Here is a 17,494-nt window from a genome sequence, read left to right on the forward strand (position 1 = left end):
TCATTCTATTGATGTCATATCTGCGATCTGTTGCTATAGGTATCTTCAAGGAACGGGAAGCAGTCTGCAGGAGGAACGATGCGGCGTCTGTATATAAGCTTGGCCATTTTAATACTGCTTCCGGTATTACTGGTGGTTGCGCTCTACGCGGCTACACCTTATATCGTGCAGTGGGGCGGGTCACGTTGGCTGGCCGAGCAAAATTTCCAGAATGTGGTATTGGACATGGAACGTCCCGGTTGGAATCGCCTAACGGTTAAACGCTTTATGGCAGACATTGAAACCGAGACAGCACATGTTTCAGTATCTGCAGGGCCACTGACCATCGAATACACACCACTTACCCTTTGGGCGTCGCAGAAGGTCGATCTGGTAGAACTTCCGCAATCCAGCATCAGGATACAGATAACCGGCTCATCCCAGGACGAATCCACTCAGCCCGACGTTTATCTGAATCTACCTGAATTACTGCCCGCTGCATGGTTTGTGCTTTTACCCAGCAAGCAAATCCGTGTGGGTGAGATGAACTTGTTAGTCGACTATCCGGAAAGCCAGTCCGACTGGACACTCAGCGGCGCATTTCTAATTGACGATAAACAGTTCTATAGCCGTGTGCGCTTCAAACGCGACGAACAGGATCTGGGTTGGAGTGATCTGGAACTGACGCCCGAAAACCATTTCAATTTCCGTCTGCTACAGGAAGACAGTCCGTTTGTTGTGATCGACGGCAACCTGCGGGCGGAAAAGAACGTTTCTCTGCATGCGAACCAGGTAATAGACCTTGGCGGTTTGAGGGCGTGGCTGGATCGCTTTATGCCAACCCTATCACTGCCTGCGGCATCAGGTTCCGTCAGTACTCGCGGTACCTTTGTTTTGCCGCTGAAAGCGGCACTGTCCCCGGAAGGGATGCTGAGCCAGCTGGTTGCCAACCACAGTTATACTACACAAAGCACCGTCACAGGTATTTCTGACGAACTGCCTGCGTTGGCTCTGAACGCTGCCGGTCAACTTGAATTGGCGGCGGGGAACTTGGCGCTGAAAGTTGCGCAAAAGAGTTCAGTTAAGGCAGCTCCGGTGGTGTTGCCTAACATCCGATTGGCGAACGTGGATCTGGTTCTGGATCGTCCAATAAACGTCTCTGTTAATCTTAACGGGATGACCCGGGCCAACACGCCACCTGTGCCAACTCTCGATAATCTACCGATTCGCGGACAGTTGCATCTCACCTCTATACAGCGCGGAGACATTCGTGCAGCCATCAGTCCAATTCAGTTCAGTGTCGATTCAGCCGATCTGGTCCAGCATCTATATAAAGGAACACTGGAACTGCCCGAGGTAGCGGTAACACTGCCAGACCATAAGGTGCCGAATCTGGCGCTGAAAACCCAGTTCAGTATCAGCCCTGGCGAAGCCACAACCCGCTTCACCCTGCTAACCAAGGGCTTACCGATAAAAGTGAATGGTACCACCGCAACGAGTCTTAAGAAGGGACGTACAGACCTAACCTGGACGCTGGCTAGCGTGAGGTTGGCGGGATTGGATGATACGTTGAGGCCCTATGCGAAGCAGATACCACCGGAGTTAAGCCTGCTTGATGGCCGGTTTGATCACAACGGCGTGGGTTCAGTCCAGAATGGTAAGCTGAGTCTGACGTTCTGGAATGCAGTGAATGGTGCCGATGCCGCATGGGGAAAAACAGTACTGCGTGGCATCGGTTGGCAATCCAGCAGTCGCTATAGCGCATCTGGTGCCTTCAGTGACAAAGGCGCACTGACGGTTGGTTCATTGTTTGGTGGTGTAGAGATCGACAACATTTCGACCCGCTATAGCTTCAGGCAGACGCCGAAAGGCACACGGACAGTCTCGGTAGCACCGGTGAGTGCCGAAATGCTGGGTGGGGATATCCGCGTTGACGGGTTTAAAACGGCTCTCCAGTCACCGGATATCTCTACTTCAGTCACGGTAGAGCAACTGGATGTTGCAAAGATACTGGAGCTCGAACAGCAGAAAGGACTCAGCGGAAGTGGTCAAATGAGTGGACGTTTTCCGTTTCGCTACAATGCAGAGGGTGCAAGCGTAAACGATGGTCGCTTGACTGCACCGGAAGGTGGCGTGATCCGCTTCCAGCCGGACGCCGCTGTAGCTGCCTATGCAGCAACCAACCCGGCATTGGGTATGGCGTTGGGCGCACTGGAGAACTTCCAGTACGATACTTTGGACATCAAACTCAACTATCAACCTGACGGCACGGCATTATTGAACACGCGACTGAAAGGGCGAAATCCAGACTGGAATAACGGGCATCCGGTGGACTTCACAATCAACGTTGAAGAGAACATACCGGACCTGGTGCGTACATTGCAGTTCGCTGATCAATTGACGGAAAAGTTGGAAAAACGGTACGGTGACTAACGCGTCAGAAAGGACACAACAGAGGTGTGAGAATGAATCTGAATAGAAGCGTCCCATCGGTCTTTGTATTGGTGGTGGCGATGGGTCTGGCAGCCTGTTCGCCAAGGGTCGAAGTGGCGGTCCCCAGTGAGCCGATAACAATCAATCTCAATGTGAAGATTGAGCACGAAATTCTTGTCAAAGTCGATAAAGAGATCGATACGCTGCTGGATGAACAGGGCGATATCTTTTAAGGAGCTGAGGTATTTCTATGTTTCGTCGAATCCAACACATTCTGACCATGTTCGCACTTGCGTTGTCGCTGGTTGCAACCTCCGCATGGGCCACGTCAATGGATGAAGCAAAAGCAAAAGGTTTGATAGGGGAACGTACCAACGGTTATCTAGGCATCGTGGTCTCAAATCCTCCGTCCGACATCAGGCGTCTGGTCAACGACATCAACGAAAAACGTAAAGCTGCATACAAGAAGAGTGCAGCCAGCGCCGGTGCAGAGCAGGGCGTGTTTGAGCTGCGTATGGGCCAGCGTCTGCAACAACGCACGCCACGTGGCCAGTATATCCAGCTGCAAAACGGCAACTGGAAGAAAAAGTAAGTTCCTCTGTTATGGGCGGTATCGCGAATCAGCGCACCGCCCGTTTTCCTACCTTGTTAAAAAAACCGACATTATAGGTGTCGAAGCGTAGATAAGCCTTCTCACCAGATTGGCAAGTTGAGCAAGAATCGGGTGGTGAAACTCAATAGATTCTTGGCAATATTACCTCTTGGCATCTCCCGCCCAACCTTCGAATTCTAGTGAAGCAATAAGACACCAGAGGCAAGCGTGATTGATAAGACACAGATCGTACAAGGGTTGGAAGCCCTGTCCGACGTTGATACGGATATAGCCAAGGCGTACGGCTTGATCGGCGCTCCCGAGCCGCGTGTCCGTCCCACCGGGTTCAGCGCTTTTCTATCCATCATTATCGGGCAGCAGGTGTCTACCGAAGCGGCTAACGCGATCCGTGGACGTGTCGAGGCGCTGTTGGGTGATGTATCTGCCGAGCGTGTCATCGCCGTTGAGGACCAGGCGCTTCGTGAAGCAGGCATGTCCTTTCGTAAGATCGAGTACGCCAAGGGGTTGGCGGAAGCCCAACTGACTGGAACCTTTGATGCGGAAGGGCTAGATCTTCTAACGGACGAGGAGGTTATCGAATCAATAACCGCGCTGCGAGGATTTGGCCGCTGGAGCGCAGAGATCTACATGATGTTCTCACTCGGCCGCCAGGACGTGTTTCCGGCGGATGACCTTGCGATCCAGGTCGCGCTGGGACGCTTGAAAGGGTTGGAAAAGAAACCCACGCCGAAGCAGGCGAGGGATCTGATCGAGCACTGGTCACCGTGGCGAAGTGTGGGGTCGCTGTTTTTATGGCATTACTATCGCGGTGCGCCGACTTAGATATTCTATCGCGTGTTTGTAGCAGCGGTCTCCGACCGCGATAAACCAGGAACTACCTAATATCTATGTAGGGTAGCCTTTTAGGCTACCGGCACCCTGAAGGGGTGCCCTACAAGGTCATTTCACAATGATATTCTTTGCTTTCACCCATCAAACCGATACCCCAATCCATGCACGGTGAGCACGATCTTAGGATTCTTTGGGTCATGCTCAATTGTTTTGCGCAACTTGGAAATATGTTGATCAAGGGTGCGACTGTTGGGCAGGTAATCACGCCCCCAGCAATGGTTGAAGAGGGCGTCGCGGTCGACAACCTTTCCCTTTTCCCTATGCAACAGCTGCAGGATCTTCATATCCCGCAGGCTGAGTTCGATCGTCTGGCCGTCACGTGCCGCTCGTAATTCATCCGGGAATACATCAAGGTCGGCCATCTTAAACTGGTTGTTGTAAACGGGTGCGTTCCGAGCGGCAAGGGCGCGACGGGTAACCGCACGAATTCGAGCAATCACCTCACGGGTTCCAAACGGTTTTTTGATGTAATCGTCTGCGCCCAGCTCCAATCCAACCACCTGGTCGATCTCTTCAGATTTAGCCGTGATAAAGATCACCGGAATCTGGATGTCATGCTGCCGGATCGCGCGGCAGACCGCGTATCCGTCCATTTTGGGCATCATAATATCGAGCAGCACCAGATCCGGTTGATGGGCTTGGTATTGCGTCAGCGCCACTTCACCATCCTCCGCCTCAATACAGTGGTAACCTTCGGCTTCCAGAAGGTCTTTCAGCCCAAGACGAATATTGAAATCATCTTCAGCAATCAGAACGTTCATTGTTGTGCTCCTTGAGGGGGAATATCGGTGCGAAGTGAAATGAGGAAACTTGCGCCCTGATCCGACGCTTCGATTACAAGATCACCTCCGTGGCTGCGCGCTATTTCCCGCGCCAACCCCAGTCCGATTCCGGTGCCGGTTACGCCGTCGGTGAGTTGATTGCTGCAACGATAGAACGGTGTAAACACCTTGTGCCAATCGGCTTTGGGAATACCCGGTCCGTTGTCGGTCACTCGCAGGTAAGTCATACCCGCGTCGATCCAGCTATGAATACGAATGTCACCACTGTTTGCGGCATATTTTTCGCAATTGCTGAGCAGGTTGTTGAGGATCTGCTCCAGAGCACCGCAGTCTATCAGTACCGGCGTACGATCTTCTGCTGTAAAAGCCACCTTTAGGCCTCGCTGCAACAGCATGGGGGCGAAGTTCTCGATCACAGTTTCTACACAATCAGCAACAATACCCCGTATTGGGGTTATGGTATGGTTTCCACGTCCAAGACGAGAGAAGCTAAGTACATTCTCAATCAAGCGAGACAGGCGCTGACTCTCGTTACTAATCACACCCACATACCGTTGCGCCCGTTCAGCCTCCGGATCATCCGGCAGGCTTTGCTCCAGCATCTCTGCATACATCCGTACATTGGTGAGCGGTGTTTTGAGTTCGTGGGAGACTTGATTCACGAAGTTGACACGCTGCTGCGCCAAGCGCATATCCCGCTGGTATTCGCGATAGATCAACCAGGCAATCACAGAGAGTCCCAACATCGTGATGGCAATCAGCAGCGCCATACTGATCCAATTGGCACCTGGAGCGCTAAGCCCGGGCGCAAAGTACTCCAGCCGCCAACTGCCCAAAGGGTGGCTCAGCGGGAATATTTTTAACGGCTTGTTGTTATCGCCCAGCACACCCTCGGCCAATTGCCCCCACGCGTAGATCTGTTCTCCGCCGCTGTTTATCAAGCGAATCTCTGCGTTGTGGAGTGGGGCATCGGTTTGAACCTGGGTTAGGCTGGTCGGCAGGTTTGTGATCAGATCTGCGGTAAGGCGCGCACCGTTCAATGCAAATCCGATCACCGTGCCTGCATTGTTACGTCGCCAATAAATATGGTGCAGACGCGTATCGGCGTACCAAGCGATCCAGCCTGATGCAGCCGTATCAAATCCCGTTTGAGACCGCTCCGCCACAACCATCTGTTCCTCGGCAATATCTGCCTGGGCGATGTCCGCGGAGTAACTTGCCGCTGGCGCACGCAGCATGATCTTCTGGGGTGGGATGGTTTTTTGCGCGACCAGCGGTTCACTGCGCAGGTACTGCTCGGGTGCTGCGGACTGCGTTACCAGAGAAGGAGTAACAAGCGTCGGATCTTTCGGCTTATAGTTGAAAAGATTGGGGGTTGCCAGAAGCTCACGGGTTTGGGCGAGAAAGCGTTGCTCATCTACAGTAAGCTCGCTATCCGGCATTGGATAGAGGCGCTTACCTTCAGCATTTATTACGAATACACGTGCGATTTGCGGACTCTGTTTTATAAGTAAATCAATAGCCTGCGAATGGAAAGTAAAGTTGCCACTGCGATACAGATCATCAATCTGCTGATCCAATGCATTTTGCAAACGGGCAAAATGCTGCACCATCTGAGCATTCACATCAGACAGTTGAGCTTCGATCAGCGCACCCAACTGCAGCTTGAGCAATTCCTGCTGATTGCTCTGCAGACGCACGCCGAACCACGCTAGCAGAATTAACGGCACGATAATAAGGCTCGCGAGCAGGATCGGCGTTCGTGTCTTCAAAGTATCTGGTTCCTTGTCTTGGGTGTATCTCGGTAAGGCTTAATAGCTCTGCTGGGTTGCGCGCTTGTATTGACGCTCCTTCAGTTCTTTGCGTTTTCTGTTCCAGCCCTGTTCGCTTTCGAGCTCTTCCGCATCCTGTAGGGCCTCAGCTTTCTGTTCAAGCAGTTTAGGGGACGCCAGGCTTTGACCAAGGTTATCCAGGTAGATGGCGTTTTGCTTGAGCACCGACTTCGCGGCTTCAATATCCCCCTGGTCACGCAATTTGATGGCACGACGGCTTTCTTCGTTGGCAACCTGTTCGGCAGCGGCTTCGTAGGTTTCTACATCTACCGCTTCCTGAATCTGTTTCTCTGACTGACTGAAACTTGCCAGTACACGGTTTCGAAGAGACTGGGCTTGTTTGCTGTAAAGATTGGTGTAGCTCACACCCACATCTGCCACTTCAAGGTTTTGAGCCTCTGACTGTGCAGGAATTTCGACCTCGAGAATAATGAACTTCTCCTGTTCACTATAGAGCTGGTTCATACGGGTGGTGATTCGGTTACCCCGGATCTCTGCTTCCCGCCCTAAGATACGAACTGGACGAACACCGTTCTTACAATGAATCTCTATATTCACACCCTGAGCCACAACAGAGAGCACATCTCCAAACTCGTACTGGAATATCCGCGCAAGGTCTTCGGCGTTTTCAACAAAAGCATGGTTACCGTCACTGTAGCCGGCAAGCTGTGTCATTAGGTCTTCATTGTATCCAAGCCCTAAACCGATGGTGGTGACACTCATACCTTCCTTGGCCAGAGACAATCCCAGCTGGCCCAACTCATTAGGCGTGCTCGGCCCAACGTTTGCCAACCCATCGGACAGAAGGATGACGCGATTAACGTTGTTCAGATCGAGAAACTTACGCAGTTCCTGAGCGCCCTTGCTTACACCGGCAAACAGGGCGGTGTTGCCGTTGGCATGGATATTACGGATAGCCCGGGCGATCTGGTGCTTATCGCTTACCCGCGTGGCGGGTACGACCACTTGCACACGTGAGTCATAGGAGACCACAGAGACAATATCGTTTTCGTTAAGCCGCTGAATCGCCATGACTGCGGCTTCACGTGCCTGCTGGATCTTTTCCCCCTGCATCGATCCGGATTTATCCAAGACGATGGCAATGTTGGCGGGGATGCGCTTTTCGCTGTGTTCCTGCTTGAAGCCTTCAAGGGATATTTTGATGAAGGTGTTCTGACGCTGATCTGCACTCATAACCGGTGTCGCCAGGCTGGTGGTGAGATTAATCTCTCTGGCTTGGACGCTTGAAAGCCCCATCACCACCGCAAGCAGGGGGAGCAGTACACGGCGAGTGACTGATTGTATATTCATGACCTGTTTTCCTTGTTTGTAGGTTCGCTATTCACTCTACGCCGCCAAGCAATTTGAAAAGTCAGATAAAGGTTCGGAGTTTGTAAAAGATTTGTAAATAGTCGTCTGTTTGAGATCAAGGATTGCACAATGTCACAAATACTGTATATTTGTACAGTATATTAATATTAACCCCGTCAAATCGCTCTGAAGAGCTGCAGAAACCGTCAGGAGGCTACCGATGGCCATTGAGATTGTATACCGCGTGAAAGACCGGAACGGCAAGGTTGTAGGAGAATACATGGATTCTAAGCTCGCAAATATCATCGATAAGCGCACCGACGTTATGTACGAAATGGCTGACAAGTTGATTGCCACCGGTCTCAGTGAAGAGCAGGCCGATAATGCAGCAGAGATGATCCTTAACAGCCGACATGATTTTGTAGAACTGCTGAAGAGCGTGAAGGATATCCCAACACCTAAGGTGATTGAGGGAAAGGGCGGTAAAGCAGTTGAGAATAACCAAGTTGTAGCTGCAGAAGCTTAAACGATTGGTACTGAGCACCAAGTCGGCTCATCCAGTCCTGTTCCCCTGACTGGATGAGCCGCATTTTTCTAAGCCATGTGCCTCGGAAATTCGTCGCTATCAATAAATGAACAGGAATGAGCATTCATCCTGTCATTCCCCAAAGTGCTCGCTTAGATAATCCAGTATCACCTGGAGCTTGTGCGGCGGAAGTTCGTCCATTCCCTGTTCCTCAACCATCCATTCCAACGTCTGTTTCCAACGATCCCGGTTCATACCTTGCTGCTTCACAAGCATGAGTGAATGACAGGCCGAGCAGGTGGCATAGACCTCAGCCTGCCCTTGACCTGAAGGGAGGCCGTCAAAGGTAAAGGTCGCTGTCTCTGCTGCCATTTCTCGTGGTGCTGTAGGGGTATCCGACAGGGATGCAAGGTAGTCAAGAAGCGCCGCGCGTTGGTCTTTATCCTTGATGCCCGGAAATGCCATACGAGTACCTGGTGCCATTGCTGCCGGATCCTGTAAGAATGAATCAAGGCGTGTTGGTGTCCAGTTGCCTCCCAGCTTCAACAATGCATTAGAGTACTCATAACCTTCGGCTGAAGCGACGGGGCGATTAACCAGATCCCACAGGTTGGGGCCGAGTTTGTGGGGATGGCTCGCGTCGAGGTTATGGCAGGCCGCGCAGACGCGGGCAAACTGCGCGCCTAGCGTATCGCTCTGTTGAGGTTGAGCGTTTAAACCTCCCGCCACCATCATCAAGCCTAACCAGATAAGCATACGCGCCATGGTTGTCTCCAATCCTAACCGACACGAATGGCGATCCGGTGGTAAGAGTTGTTGAGATAACCTTTGGGGTTCCAGGCGATGCCAAATGGCTGGCTGACACCTTCGCTGTCAGTCGCTTTAGCCCAGATTTCGTAATACCCTGCCTGCGGGAATTTTACATCTAAGCGGAAATGCTGCCACGCTGCCGGGTTTGTTGGTTCCGACAGTTCAGCCTCGATCCAGGTTGCACCAAAGTCTATCGACAGGGCTACACCCTGAATGGAGCGATCTCCCGACCATGCGTGCCCACGGACTTCTACAGAATTACCACCGATTTGAGTATCCGTCGCGGGGTGGGTAATGAGGGATTTAACAGGCATTCGCTCAATGATGATAAAGTCCTCTTTGTCGACCTTTTCACCAGGTGCCACCGGACGGTTGGGTACACGATATGATGTACCGGTCATTTTCGGTCCATCATGTACCACATCGCGCAATTGGATCCGCTTTAGCCACTTCTGAGAACAGGAGCCAGGCCAGCCCGGAACCACTAATCTCAGCGGCGCACCGTTCATCGGGTGGAGAGCTTCGCCGTTCATAGCAAAAGCTATCAGGTTCTCGTCGCTCATCGCTTTAGCAATAGGCACACCACGCGAGATTGGGAGCTTGTCCGGTTTGCCAGATAGGTGGGTGTCAGCGCCATAGTGCGCGGTGTAAACGGCTTCAGGCTTCACTCCGGCCGCATTCAGAACATCGGCCAATCTCACGCCGGTCCAGCTAGAACATGCGACAGCACCGTATGTCCATTGGTTACCGGATGCCGGAGGATTAAAAAACGCACGACCATTGCCCCCACATTCGATAACCAGATCGCGGGTGACCACCTCGAAGTTCTTTTTCAGGTCATTGATCGAAAGCGTCAAGGGCTTGTCTACAACACCGTCGATAACCAGCTCCCACGCTTCAGCATCTACGTCTGAAGGGGGCACGCCGTTGTTACGGATAAAGTGGCGTGACGTAGGCGTTATTTCATCGTCAAGGAGATGAGGCGGTGTTTCTGCATTGACTGGACGGTCGTTTAAGACGAGCAGTCCCTCTTTGCCCTCTACCGCCAATGATGTGCTGCCGTCAGCAAAGGCCACAGGAATCAGACCCGGCGGCATATTTCGGTGATAGGGAATTGCGTGAACACCAAGCAAAGAAGCCATGGTTGCGATCCCCATCCCACTAATTACCTTACGCCGGGCCGGGTCTATCTGATGCTGGTTATCTGGACTCAGCGATGAATCGCTAAGTGCCTTAGTTGATGGTCGGTGGGTAGGTGTTCCAGGCTTGTGGTCGTTTGGCATGTGGCCTCCTCATGGATACGTTTGCCCGTCCTTGAGTTGGCATGGTTTAAAGCCCGATGATCCTTAACTGAAACCTCGAAAAAATCTCTGGGATTGGATAAATCCCCAAAGTTTGTAATCAATTATAGGTCAGACGAAATGGTATTGTGTGATTGCAAGGCTCGCGAATAAGGGTTGTATCCGCCAGAGTGCTAAAAGAGTGCTAAAAAAGCCAGCCTATGTAGTCAGACAACAGGCAGACTCATCCAACCCGGTTTCCCACGCTGGATGAGCTGAAATCTCACTGGAACACTTTCTTGAGCAGCTCGGTAGTGCGTGCTGCCGGATTCTCACGGATTTTCTTTTCTTCTTGCGCCAGAACGGTAAACAGTCCATCCAGCGCTTTTTCCGTTACATGGTCTTCAAGGTTCACGTTCAGGTTATTGCCCACATATGGCAACTGTTTCGCTTCTTCGGCAACTACATTGTAGTAACGGGTAACACCCACATCATTCATTGATTCGGTGATGCTCGGCTTAAACAGTTCGGTCAGGCGCGCAGACGTCTTTTCCCGGAAGTACTCGGTCGCCGCATTGTCCGGGCCGTTATAGATACGCTTGGCGTCTTCGATGGTCATCTCTTTCAATGCACCAACAATCAGAGCGGTTGCCTGTGGTGCTGCTTTTTCCGCCGCACGGTTCATGCTCTCTTCAAACTGCTGAACCTGCTTTTCCATTCCCATCTTATTAAGCAAGCTGGCGGCCTTATCGAGCGGTTCCGGCAGCGGTACACGGATATTGGCGTTATTCAGGTAGCCACCTTCCTGACCGATTGTATCGATGGCACGGCGACTTCCTACCTCCAGAGCCTCTTTCAGACCCTGGATCAGGGTTTCCGTATCCAGCGACGCCGGTAGGGCCGTATTCGAGGTATCGCCCCCGTTAATTTGCTTATCCAGTACTTCTTTACCCGTGTCTTCCAGGTTTTTGATGAAATCACCAAACCCGGCAGTCGCGGTATGGGTAAATGACAAACTCAGTGCAGTGGCGAGCGGTAACCAGATCAGTGTTTTTTTCATAGCAACTCCATGTGTACCAGATACAGCGTCTATCTAAATTTTGCGATTAGCTTAGATTGACGTGGCTTTATCCGTGCTGAATAAACCGTTGAGCTCTCAGTTTACTCACCGGAATCGCAGTTCAGTAGCTTTATCTTTGCAGGTTATATTCTTTAGCTGAAATTACTACTTTGGAACGAACTTTGAGCCGGTTTAAGAACGATCAGAATACGGAATAGTCTTACGTACCGTATAAGCAAACAGGAGCATACGATGAAAAAGCTCATTTTCGCCGTAGTTGCTGTGCTAGGGATGAGCGCAAGTATGGCTGTTTCAGCACATACCGTGGATGAGGGCGTTTACCAGGATACCTTTAGCCATAACATCGAACACATCTATAACCCATCCACCCGATAAGGCAGCAGTGAAGCAGGGAGCTTCTGACTCCCTGCTCACGCCTTTAAGGCTGAGGCGTGAGTGTACCACTCTGTATGGCTTCATCATTGACAGAACGGACCAAATTCAAAAAGCTGAGCGCGGCAATGTTTGAGATCGCGTCCCGATCATTTGCCCAAGGCTTTTGGTAACCGACAAACGGGGTGAGACCTTCCATTGATGCCGAGATAAACAAAGCCACCTGTTCTCGTGATTGCTCACTCAGATCGGGGTTGAGGCTGGCGACGAGCTCGTTTAGCACCAGCCGTGCTTTGGTATACAAGGCGTCCATGCGCTCTGCTGCATGCTCGTCATGGTTGGCCAGCGCCCAGAGTTCAGGGAAGAAATTGGTGGTTTCCTGTGTCCCCAAATCCTCGATGATAAACCGGACTATAGCGACAAACTGATCTTCCAGGGAAACGCCTGCATCCTGCCGCACGTTATCAAACTCCGCAATGTAGGCAGCAATCACGGTGTCGAGAAGGTCTCGCAACAGATCCTGTTTGTTGGAGTAGTAATAATTTAGGTTCCCCACGCTGATCCCTGCACCCGAGGCGACTTTACGCAGAGTGAGGTTGTGATATCCGCCGGAGATCATCAGATCTTGCGCCGACTGTAATATTTTCAGGACGCGCTCCTGGCCTTTGGAGAAGGCTGCGGTACCGGGTCTGACTTGCAACTGAATAGAACGCATGGGCTGTCTTCGAATAAGCCTGAGTTGGTGAAATTATTGCGGGTTTATCCGGCGCATTCAACGAGATCAAAAACTGATCAATAAATATACAGTTATAACAACATGGTCTTAGATTGATCAAATATAGGACTCTGGTCCTATTTTGTTTTTCAAATTCTACTGCTATGGTTAAATACATTCTAGGTCACGCGTCCTAATAAATATAAAACAGAGTGTCCCAACATGAATGTTCCAGCCCTGTACATCATGAAGATAAAGGTAACAATCCTGCCTTACCCGCTAGCAACGACTAAACGAACCTATCGCAAACACCATTCACTCAGTGACGGCTTAGTTACGCTGTCAGTGTTTTGTTGAGGTTCCCGTTATGTTTGCCAATACAACGCCGCATACATCAGATCAGCATCGCATCGTTACCTTTCCCGGCAAAGGCACCCGCTCCGTTAGGAGATCACAGATAACCCTGAAGGAAGTGACCTTCCAGGATACGGAGTTTTCCAAAGTTGCCCATCGCGGCGTCAAAGCGCTGAACCACGAGATTCCGATACTGATTCTTGGCGAAACGGGGGCGGGTAAAGAGGTATTGGCTCGCACCCTCCATCAAGAGAGCTGCCGCGGTTCCAGTCCGTTTGTCGCGTTGAACTGTGCCGCCATCCCTGAAGGTTTGATCGAATCGGAGCTGTTCGGTTATACCGATGGCGCATTCACCGGCGCACGCCGAGGCGGAATGAAAGGCAAAGTCCAACTGGCCGATAAGGGTACTTTGTTCCTGGACGAAATTGGTGATATGCCACTGGATCTCCAGGCGCGATTGCTACGCGTCTTGCAAGATCGCTGTGTGACGCCTTTGGGCAGTGGCAAAGAGATCCCTGTTGATATAACCGTTATCTGTGCCACACACCGTGACTTGAAACAGATGGTAGCGGAAGGCAGTTTTCGCGAAGACCTCTACTACCGCCTGAACGGAATGACCATTCGTATTCCCTCCCTTCGTAAGCGGTCCAACTTTGGCGATTTTGTTCACCACATGCTGCGGATTGAAGCCGGACATGATCACAACATCCGTATTGATACAGCCCTAATGGAAGAGCTCTCCTGCTATTGCTGGCCGGGTAACGTGAGACAGCTGCAAACAGTGCTTAAAACCTGTGTTGCGTTCATGGAAGAGGGCGAAAATCTCATTACCAAAGAGCATCTGACTGAAGACTTCCGCGAAGAGTTATCTTCCAGTCGCCATTTGCACCTAAGCAAAGATAGTGGTGCAAGTAAGGGTACAACACTAAAAAGCGCTGAAGCTGAGCATATACGGAAGGTGATTGCTTCTACCGGAGGTAATATCTCGGCTTCGGCTGCAGCGCTGGGAATTAGCAGGGCGACACTATACCGCCGCCTGCAAAACGCGGGCATGGACGCAGCACTCACTGCACGGGATTAACCGTAGAGGTAAACGCCATGATCATGCCGAACCCCGTCCGTCTCACTGAAGAAAACGCACAATATTCTGGTACAGGCGGTGTAAGCGAAGGAAATACACACGCGGGTTTTATACCGGCATTTATGGATACGGCGACCGGACAGGTAGAGCTTTCGCGCTTTAGTAACGGGCGTATTGCACCTTGCCACCTGTTGGACGGTTTACCTGAAAGCTGGATCACCTGCCGAGACTTGCGCGGACGCGTGCAGAATATCAAAAGCACCGTAATATCGGGTTTCGTACGCCTGGAGCAATTCTTCACCCGCGAGGAAGCTGCGCGCTTTATCTCTGGTTATTCGTAAAGTTAAATGGGGTTACGAGGACAACAGATCGCGGTAATGACTTTGTCGTAGCGCACATACGGAGCGGCAATGTGCCGGAGACCACTCAGGTCTAAAACGGATGACTCCGACACTTTCACTACTTACTCACCAACCAGATCACCAATAAGCGTGGTTACAGGCTTAACGCCAGACCAGGTTGGATAACTCTGGTCTTCCTCATCATCAACCGGTGGGCCCGTTCTGATCTTTGCTGACACCTCATCGATCGGAAAGCTGATCACAACGGTCGCTTTCATCTCGGTTTCGTTGGGCGCACGAGCTTCGGTCGAGCGACCTTGACTGAACTTCTCCAACATCTGGTCCAACGCAAAGCGCTTGTGCATCGGATCTTCTATTACCTCCCCCTCACCATAGAGCATCACCGAGCGGAAATTTGCAGAGTAGTGAAATGCCGATTTAGCAAACACCAATCCGTCCAGCAGCGTGACGGTTATACACGCTGTCTCACCGCGGATAATCGACTGGAAAAGCCCGTTTTTACTTGATCCATGCACATACAAGCGATCACCGATACGCCAGTGAAAATTTGGCTGTACCGCAGCGGTATTATGCATCGTCGCCCCTATATGACAGACGAAAGCCTCATCCAGTATTGAATAGATCGTTGTGCGGTCGTAGCGCGCCTTTTTGGGGCCACGTTTGACCCGCGTTCTTTCCGTTACGGTGATTGGTTCCACGGCAACAGCTCCCTTGTGTTGTTAGCTTGCAGTGGGCCCAGAATAGAGGCTAAATGGGCTAATGAAGAGCTCCATTATTACAATTTATGTAGACCCACTTTTATGGTTTCTCAGTTTCCCTCATCCCTGTATTTGCCATTTCAGGAATCAAGCAGCGAGTTAGCACAATACGTAAGACTGTTTCGCGCTTTCCAGCAGGCCATCATTAAAGGCAATCTGGCGCCTGGCGCAAAGCTGCCGGCAAGTCGCGCCTTGTGCGCAGAGCTCGGTATCTCCCGTAACACGGTTAAAACTGCGTATGAAATGTTGCATGCCGAAGGGTATGTTGAAACCCGCCACGGCGCGGGCAGTTTTGTCGCAACGAATCTTCCGTTGGATACGGTCGGCCAAAAAGAAGATCAAGCCCAATCACAGACTCAGAATCCCCCAAAACTCTCCGCAATGGCGCAAACGCTGGTGGGGGTGCGCAAGCCCAACCAAATGAAAAAGGGGGAGCTGCTGCTTCCTGCTCAACCCTGTATTAACAGTTTTCCCTGGAGTCAGTGGCAACGGGCGGTTGCAGGTGCCGGACGACAGATGAAATACCAGCAGAATTCGGTAATGGGAAACAACCAGCTTCGCGAGCAGATCGCCAGCTACCTTCGTGTTGTAAGGGGTGTGAAATGCTCCGCAGACCAGGTGATGATCTGTTCAGGTTCCCAGCAAGCGATGTTTCTCGCGCTTAAGCTACTGGTGAATGCCGGGGAGCCAGTCATTACCGAAGATCCGGGATACCAAGGTATCGACGGCGCGATCGCTGCGGTGGGTGCAACTAAAATCCCGGCACAAGTGGACGAGCAAGGCATTCAACTCGAAGATGGGCTGGAGAAAGCGCCGGATGCGCGAGTGGTGATGCTGACACCGTCCAGAAACCACCCGTTGGGCCATACGTTAAGCCTCGACAGGCGGCTGCACGTGCTACAGTGGGCAAAGCGAACCGGCAGCTGGCTGATCGAGGACGATTACGACAGTGAGTTCAGGTTCGAGCAACAGCCCCTAACTTCCTTGCAGGGGCTGGGCGGGCAGGACGTGGTGATCTATACCGGTACGTTCAGCCGGATTCTCCATCCCGGCATTCGTCTGGGGTATATGGTGCTACCGGAGCTGTTGTTAGAGCCTGCTAACCGCGCCAAAACTTACATGGAGGGGGAACATCGATTCTTCCACAACTTGCGTTGGCGGAATTCATGGGCAACGGTCATTTTGCCAGTCATGTGCGACGGATGCGCAAACTCTACCACCAACGTCGGGAAACTCTGCACAGTGTAATCGAAGCCCGACTCGGGGCTCACCTATCGCTAATCCCCAGCGATGGCGGTATGCACTCGGTTTACCTTATTCCTGAACAATGGAATGACCGACGTATACGGCAATTATGTGATGAACGCGGCTTGGGCATACGGGATCTTTCACGCTATTACAGCAGCAAGGAAGGGGCAAAGGGCTTGGTTATCGGTTTCGCCGGTTACACCGAATCAGAGATCAACACAGGCATCGATCGACTTGCAAAGGCTATTACGCTTTACAGGACTGAGTAAGAGCGCCTAGTAAGCAATTGAGATACGACGTGAATAACCCTTTACAAAGGAGGAGCCGCTGTTGCTGCTGTCAGCATACTTAGGCGCCGCTCAATCTGAGAGTTTCAGTTCGGGCTGTGTCGGAGTGACGTATTAATTTAGATATGTATATTCAGAAGGGCACAACTGAAGGAAGCCTGTTGTGCCCGGGAAAATCTGATCATATAGATCAGTTCAGCGAGAGCGACATCTCATGCCAGCTCAGGCCACCATGATCTGAATCGGATGGCCCAAGATCCTGATAGCCAAACCTGGCGTACATACCGATCAACTCTTCCTGACAGATCAGGAAGATCTCTTCCTTACCCATCAGCTTCATTCGGCCAATAAAGTCATCCATCAGCTTGCCCGCCATACCCTGGCCCTGATACTTCGGGTGAACGACAACGGACATAATCACGATCTTCTTGCCATTTGGATCGTGGCCAACCAGCTCTTTAAACGTCTCGTCGGAAAGCACCACATTGTCTGTGGCACCTGCGTTGATAAAGCCGATGATCTCGCGCTCGTTTTCGAGCACGGTAAACCCTTCGGGATAGGTTTGGATACGCTTAAGGATCTTCGCTTTGCTGGCGGCTTCATCGCCAGCGTAGGAGGTGGTTTCGATTTCGTAGCAGCGATCGATGTCCTGCTCGGTAACGTTGCGGATATTCAGGTGTGACATCAGTATGTGGATTCAGGTGGCATCATTGTAGGGCAGGCTTCAGCCTGCCGGCACCCTGAAAGGGTGCCCTACAGGCCGTTTCAACAAATAGCGA

Annotated in this window: 18 protein-coding genes; 9 read left to right on the forward strand and 9 right to left on the reverse strand. The window is 51.6% G+C overall.

Annotated elements, in window-relative coordinates:
* The first annotated feature begins 78 nt into the window (after positions 1-78).
* From QKW35_RS07030 to QKW35_RS07045, 4 genes are all read left to right on the forward strand, one after another.
* Positions 79-2,412 carry an intermembrane phospholipid transport YdbH family protein gene (locus QKW35_RS07030; RefSeq protein ID WP_282351810.1) on the forward strand — a complete coding sequence of 778 codons (2,334 nt, stop codon included), beginning with the start codon at positions 79-81 and terminating at the stop codon, positions 2,410-2,412.
* 32 nt (positions 2,413-2,444) lie between these two features.
* Entirely contained in the window at positions 2,445-2,645 is a 201-nt protein-coding gene (locus QKW35_RS07035) for a YnbE family lipoprotein (RefSeq protein ID WP_282351811.1), read from the forward strand.
* A gap of 17 nt (positions 2,646-2,662) precedes the next feature.
* Entirely contained in the window at positions 2,663-3,004 is a 342-nt protein-coding gene (locus tag QKW35_RS07040) for a YdbL family probable chaperone protein (protein ID WP_282351812.1), read from the forward strand.
* 231 nt (positions 3,005-3,235) lie between these two features.
* Entirely contained in the window at positions 3,236-3,847 is a 612-nt protein-coding gene (locus QKW35_RS07045; protein ID WP_282351881.1) for a DNA-3-methyladenine glycosylase family protein, read from the forward strand.
* A gap of 143 nt (positions 3,848-3,990) precedes the next feature.
* Here the strand turns inward: QKW35_RS07045 and QKW35_RS07050 are convergent, their stop codons facing one another.
* From QKW35_RS07050 to QKW35_RS07060, 3 genes are read right to left on the reverse strand one after another with little or no spacing between them, the layout of a single operon-like run.
* Complete coding sequence (locus QKW35_RS07050; protein ID WP_282351815.1) at positions 3,991-4,677, reverse strand: response regulator transcription factor; 687 nt, start codon at positions 4,675-4,677, stop codon at positions 3,991-3,993.
* Complete coding sequence (locus tag QKW35_RS07055; RefSeq protein WP_282351816.1) at positions 4,674-6,470, reverse strand: sensor histidine kinase; 1,797 nt, start codon at positions 6,468-6,470, stop codon at positions 4,674-4,676. Before QKW35_RS07055 ends, QKW35_RS07050 begins: the two co-directional genes overlap by 4 nt.
* A gap of 39 nt (positions 6,471-6,509) precedes the next feature.
* Positions 6,510-7,841, reverse strand: coding sequence for a vWA domain-containing protein (locus QKW35_RS07060; protein ID WP_282351818.1), 1,332 nt, complete (start codon positions 7,839-7,841; stop codon positions 6,510-6,512).
* Positions 7,842-8,061: 220 nt separating this feature from the next.
* Here QKW35_RS07060 and QKW35_RS07065 point away from each other — a divergent pair, with 220 nt between their 5' ends.
* A complete protein-coding gene (locus QKW35_RS07065; RefSeq protein WP_282351820.1) occupies positions 8,062-8,367 on the forward strand; it encodes a YebG family protein in 306 nt (101 codons plus the stop codon).
* Between the two features lie 132 nt (positions 8,368-8,499).
* Here the strand turns inward: QKW35_RS07065 and QKW35_RS07070 are convergent, their stop codons facing one another.
* From QKW35_RS07070 to QKW35_RS07080, 3 genes are all read right to left on the reverse strand, one after another.
* Positions 8,500-9,132 carry a c-type cytochrome gene (locus QKW35_RS07070; RefSeq protein ID WP_282351822.1) on the reverse strand — a complete coding sequence of 211 codons (633 nt, stop codon included), beginning with the start codon at positions 9,130-9,132 and terminating at the stop codon, positions 8,500-8,502.
* 14 nt (positions 9,133-9,146) lie between these two features.
* Positions 9,147-10,460 carry a sulfite oxidase gene (locus tag QKW35_RS07075; RefSeq protein ID WP_282351824.1) on the reverse strand — a complete coding sequence of 438 codons (1,314 nt, stop codon included), beginning with the start codon at positions 10,458-10,460 and terminating at the stop codon, positions 9,147-9,149.
* Between the two features lie 280 nt (positions 10,461-10,740).
* Complete coding sequence (locus QKW35_RS07080; protein WP_282351826.1) at positions 10,741-11,517, reverse strand: DUF4197 domain-containing protein; 777 nt, start codon at positions 11,515-11,517, stop codon at positions 10,741-10,743.
* Positions 11,518-11,769: 252 nt separating this feature from the next.
* On the opposite strand from QKW35_RS07080, the gene QKW35_RS07085 reads away from it, so the two are divergent.
* Positions 11,770-11,913: a hypothetical protein gene (locus QKW35_RS07085; RefSeq protein WP_282351828.1), complete on the forward strand. Its 144-nt coding sequence runs from the start codon at positions 11,770-11,772 to the stop codon at positions 11,911-11,913.
* Between the two features lie 43 nt (positions 11,914-11,956).
* Here QKW35_RS07085 and QKW35_RS07090 read toward each other — a convergent pair whose 3' ends face one another.
* Positions 11,957-12,625 carry a TetR/AcrR family transcriptional regulator gene (locus tag QKW35_RS07090; protein WP_282351830.1) on the reverse strand — a complete coding sequence of 223 codons (669 nt, stop codon included), beginning with the start codon at positions 12,623-12,625 and terminating at the stop codon, positions 11,957-11,959.
* A gap of 367 nt (positions 12,626-12,992) precedes the next feature.
* Between QKW35_RS07090 and QKW35_RS07095 the strand changes: the two genes are divergently transcribed.
* Complete coding sequence (locus tag QKW35_RS07095) at positions 12,993-14,060, forward strand: sigma-54-dependent Fis family transcriptional regulator (protein WP_282351833.1); 1,068 nt, start codon at positions 12,993-12,995, stop codon at positions 14,058-14,060.
* A 17-nt stretch (positions 14,061-14,077) separates the two neighbouring features.
* Positions 14,078-14,401 carry a hypothetical protein gene (locus tag QKW35_RS07100; RefSeq protein ID WP_282351835.1) on the forward strand — a complete coding sequence of 108 codons (324 nt, stop codon included), beginning with the start codon at positions 14,078-14,080 and terminating at the stop codon, positions 14,399-14,401.
* Positions 14,402-14,523: 122 nt separating this feature from the next.
* Here the strand turns inward: QKW35_RS07100 and QKW35_RS07105 are convergent, their stop codons facing one another.
* Complete coding sequence (locus QKW35_RS07105; RefSeq protein ID WP_282351837.1) at positions 14,524-15,120, reverse strand: pyridoxamine 5'-phosphate oxidase family protein; 597 nt, start codon at positions 15,118-15,120, stop codon at positions 14,524-14,526.
* Between the two features lie 102 nt (positions 15,121-15,222).
* Here QKW35_RS07105 and QKW35_RS07110 point away from each other — a divergent pair, with 102 nt between their 5' ends.
* The gene (locus QKW35_RS07110) at positions 15,223-16,428 is read left to right on the forward strand and encodes an aminotransferase-like domain-containing protein (RefSeq protein WP_282351838.1); all 1,206 of its coding nucleotides are present in this window, start codon (positions 15,223-15,225) and stop codon (positions 16,426-16,428) included.
* A 477-nt stretch (positions 16,429-16,905) separates the two neighbouring features.
* On the opposite strand, the gene QKW35_RS07115 is transcribed toward QKW35_RS07110, so the two are convergent.
* Entirely contained in the window at positions 16,906-17,400 is a 495-nt protein-coding gene (locus QKW35_RS07115) for a GNAT family N-acetyltransferase (protein WP_282351840.1), read from the reverse strand.
* Positions 17,401-17,494: the final 94 nt, after the last annotated feature.

It is taken from the genome of Pontibacterium granulatum (assembly GCF_029961155.1).
GTDB lineage: Bacteria > Pseudomonadota > Gammaproteobacteria > Pseudomonadales > Balneatricaceae > Pontibacterium > Pontibacterium granulatum.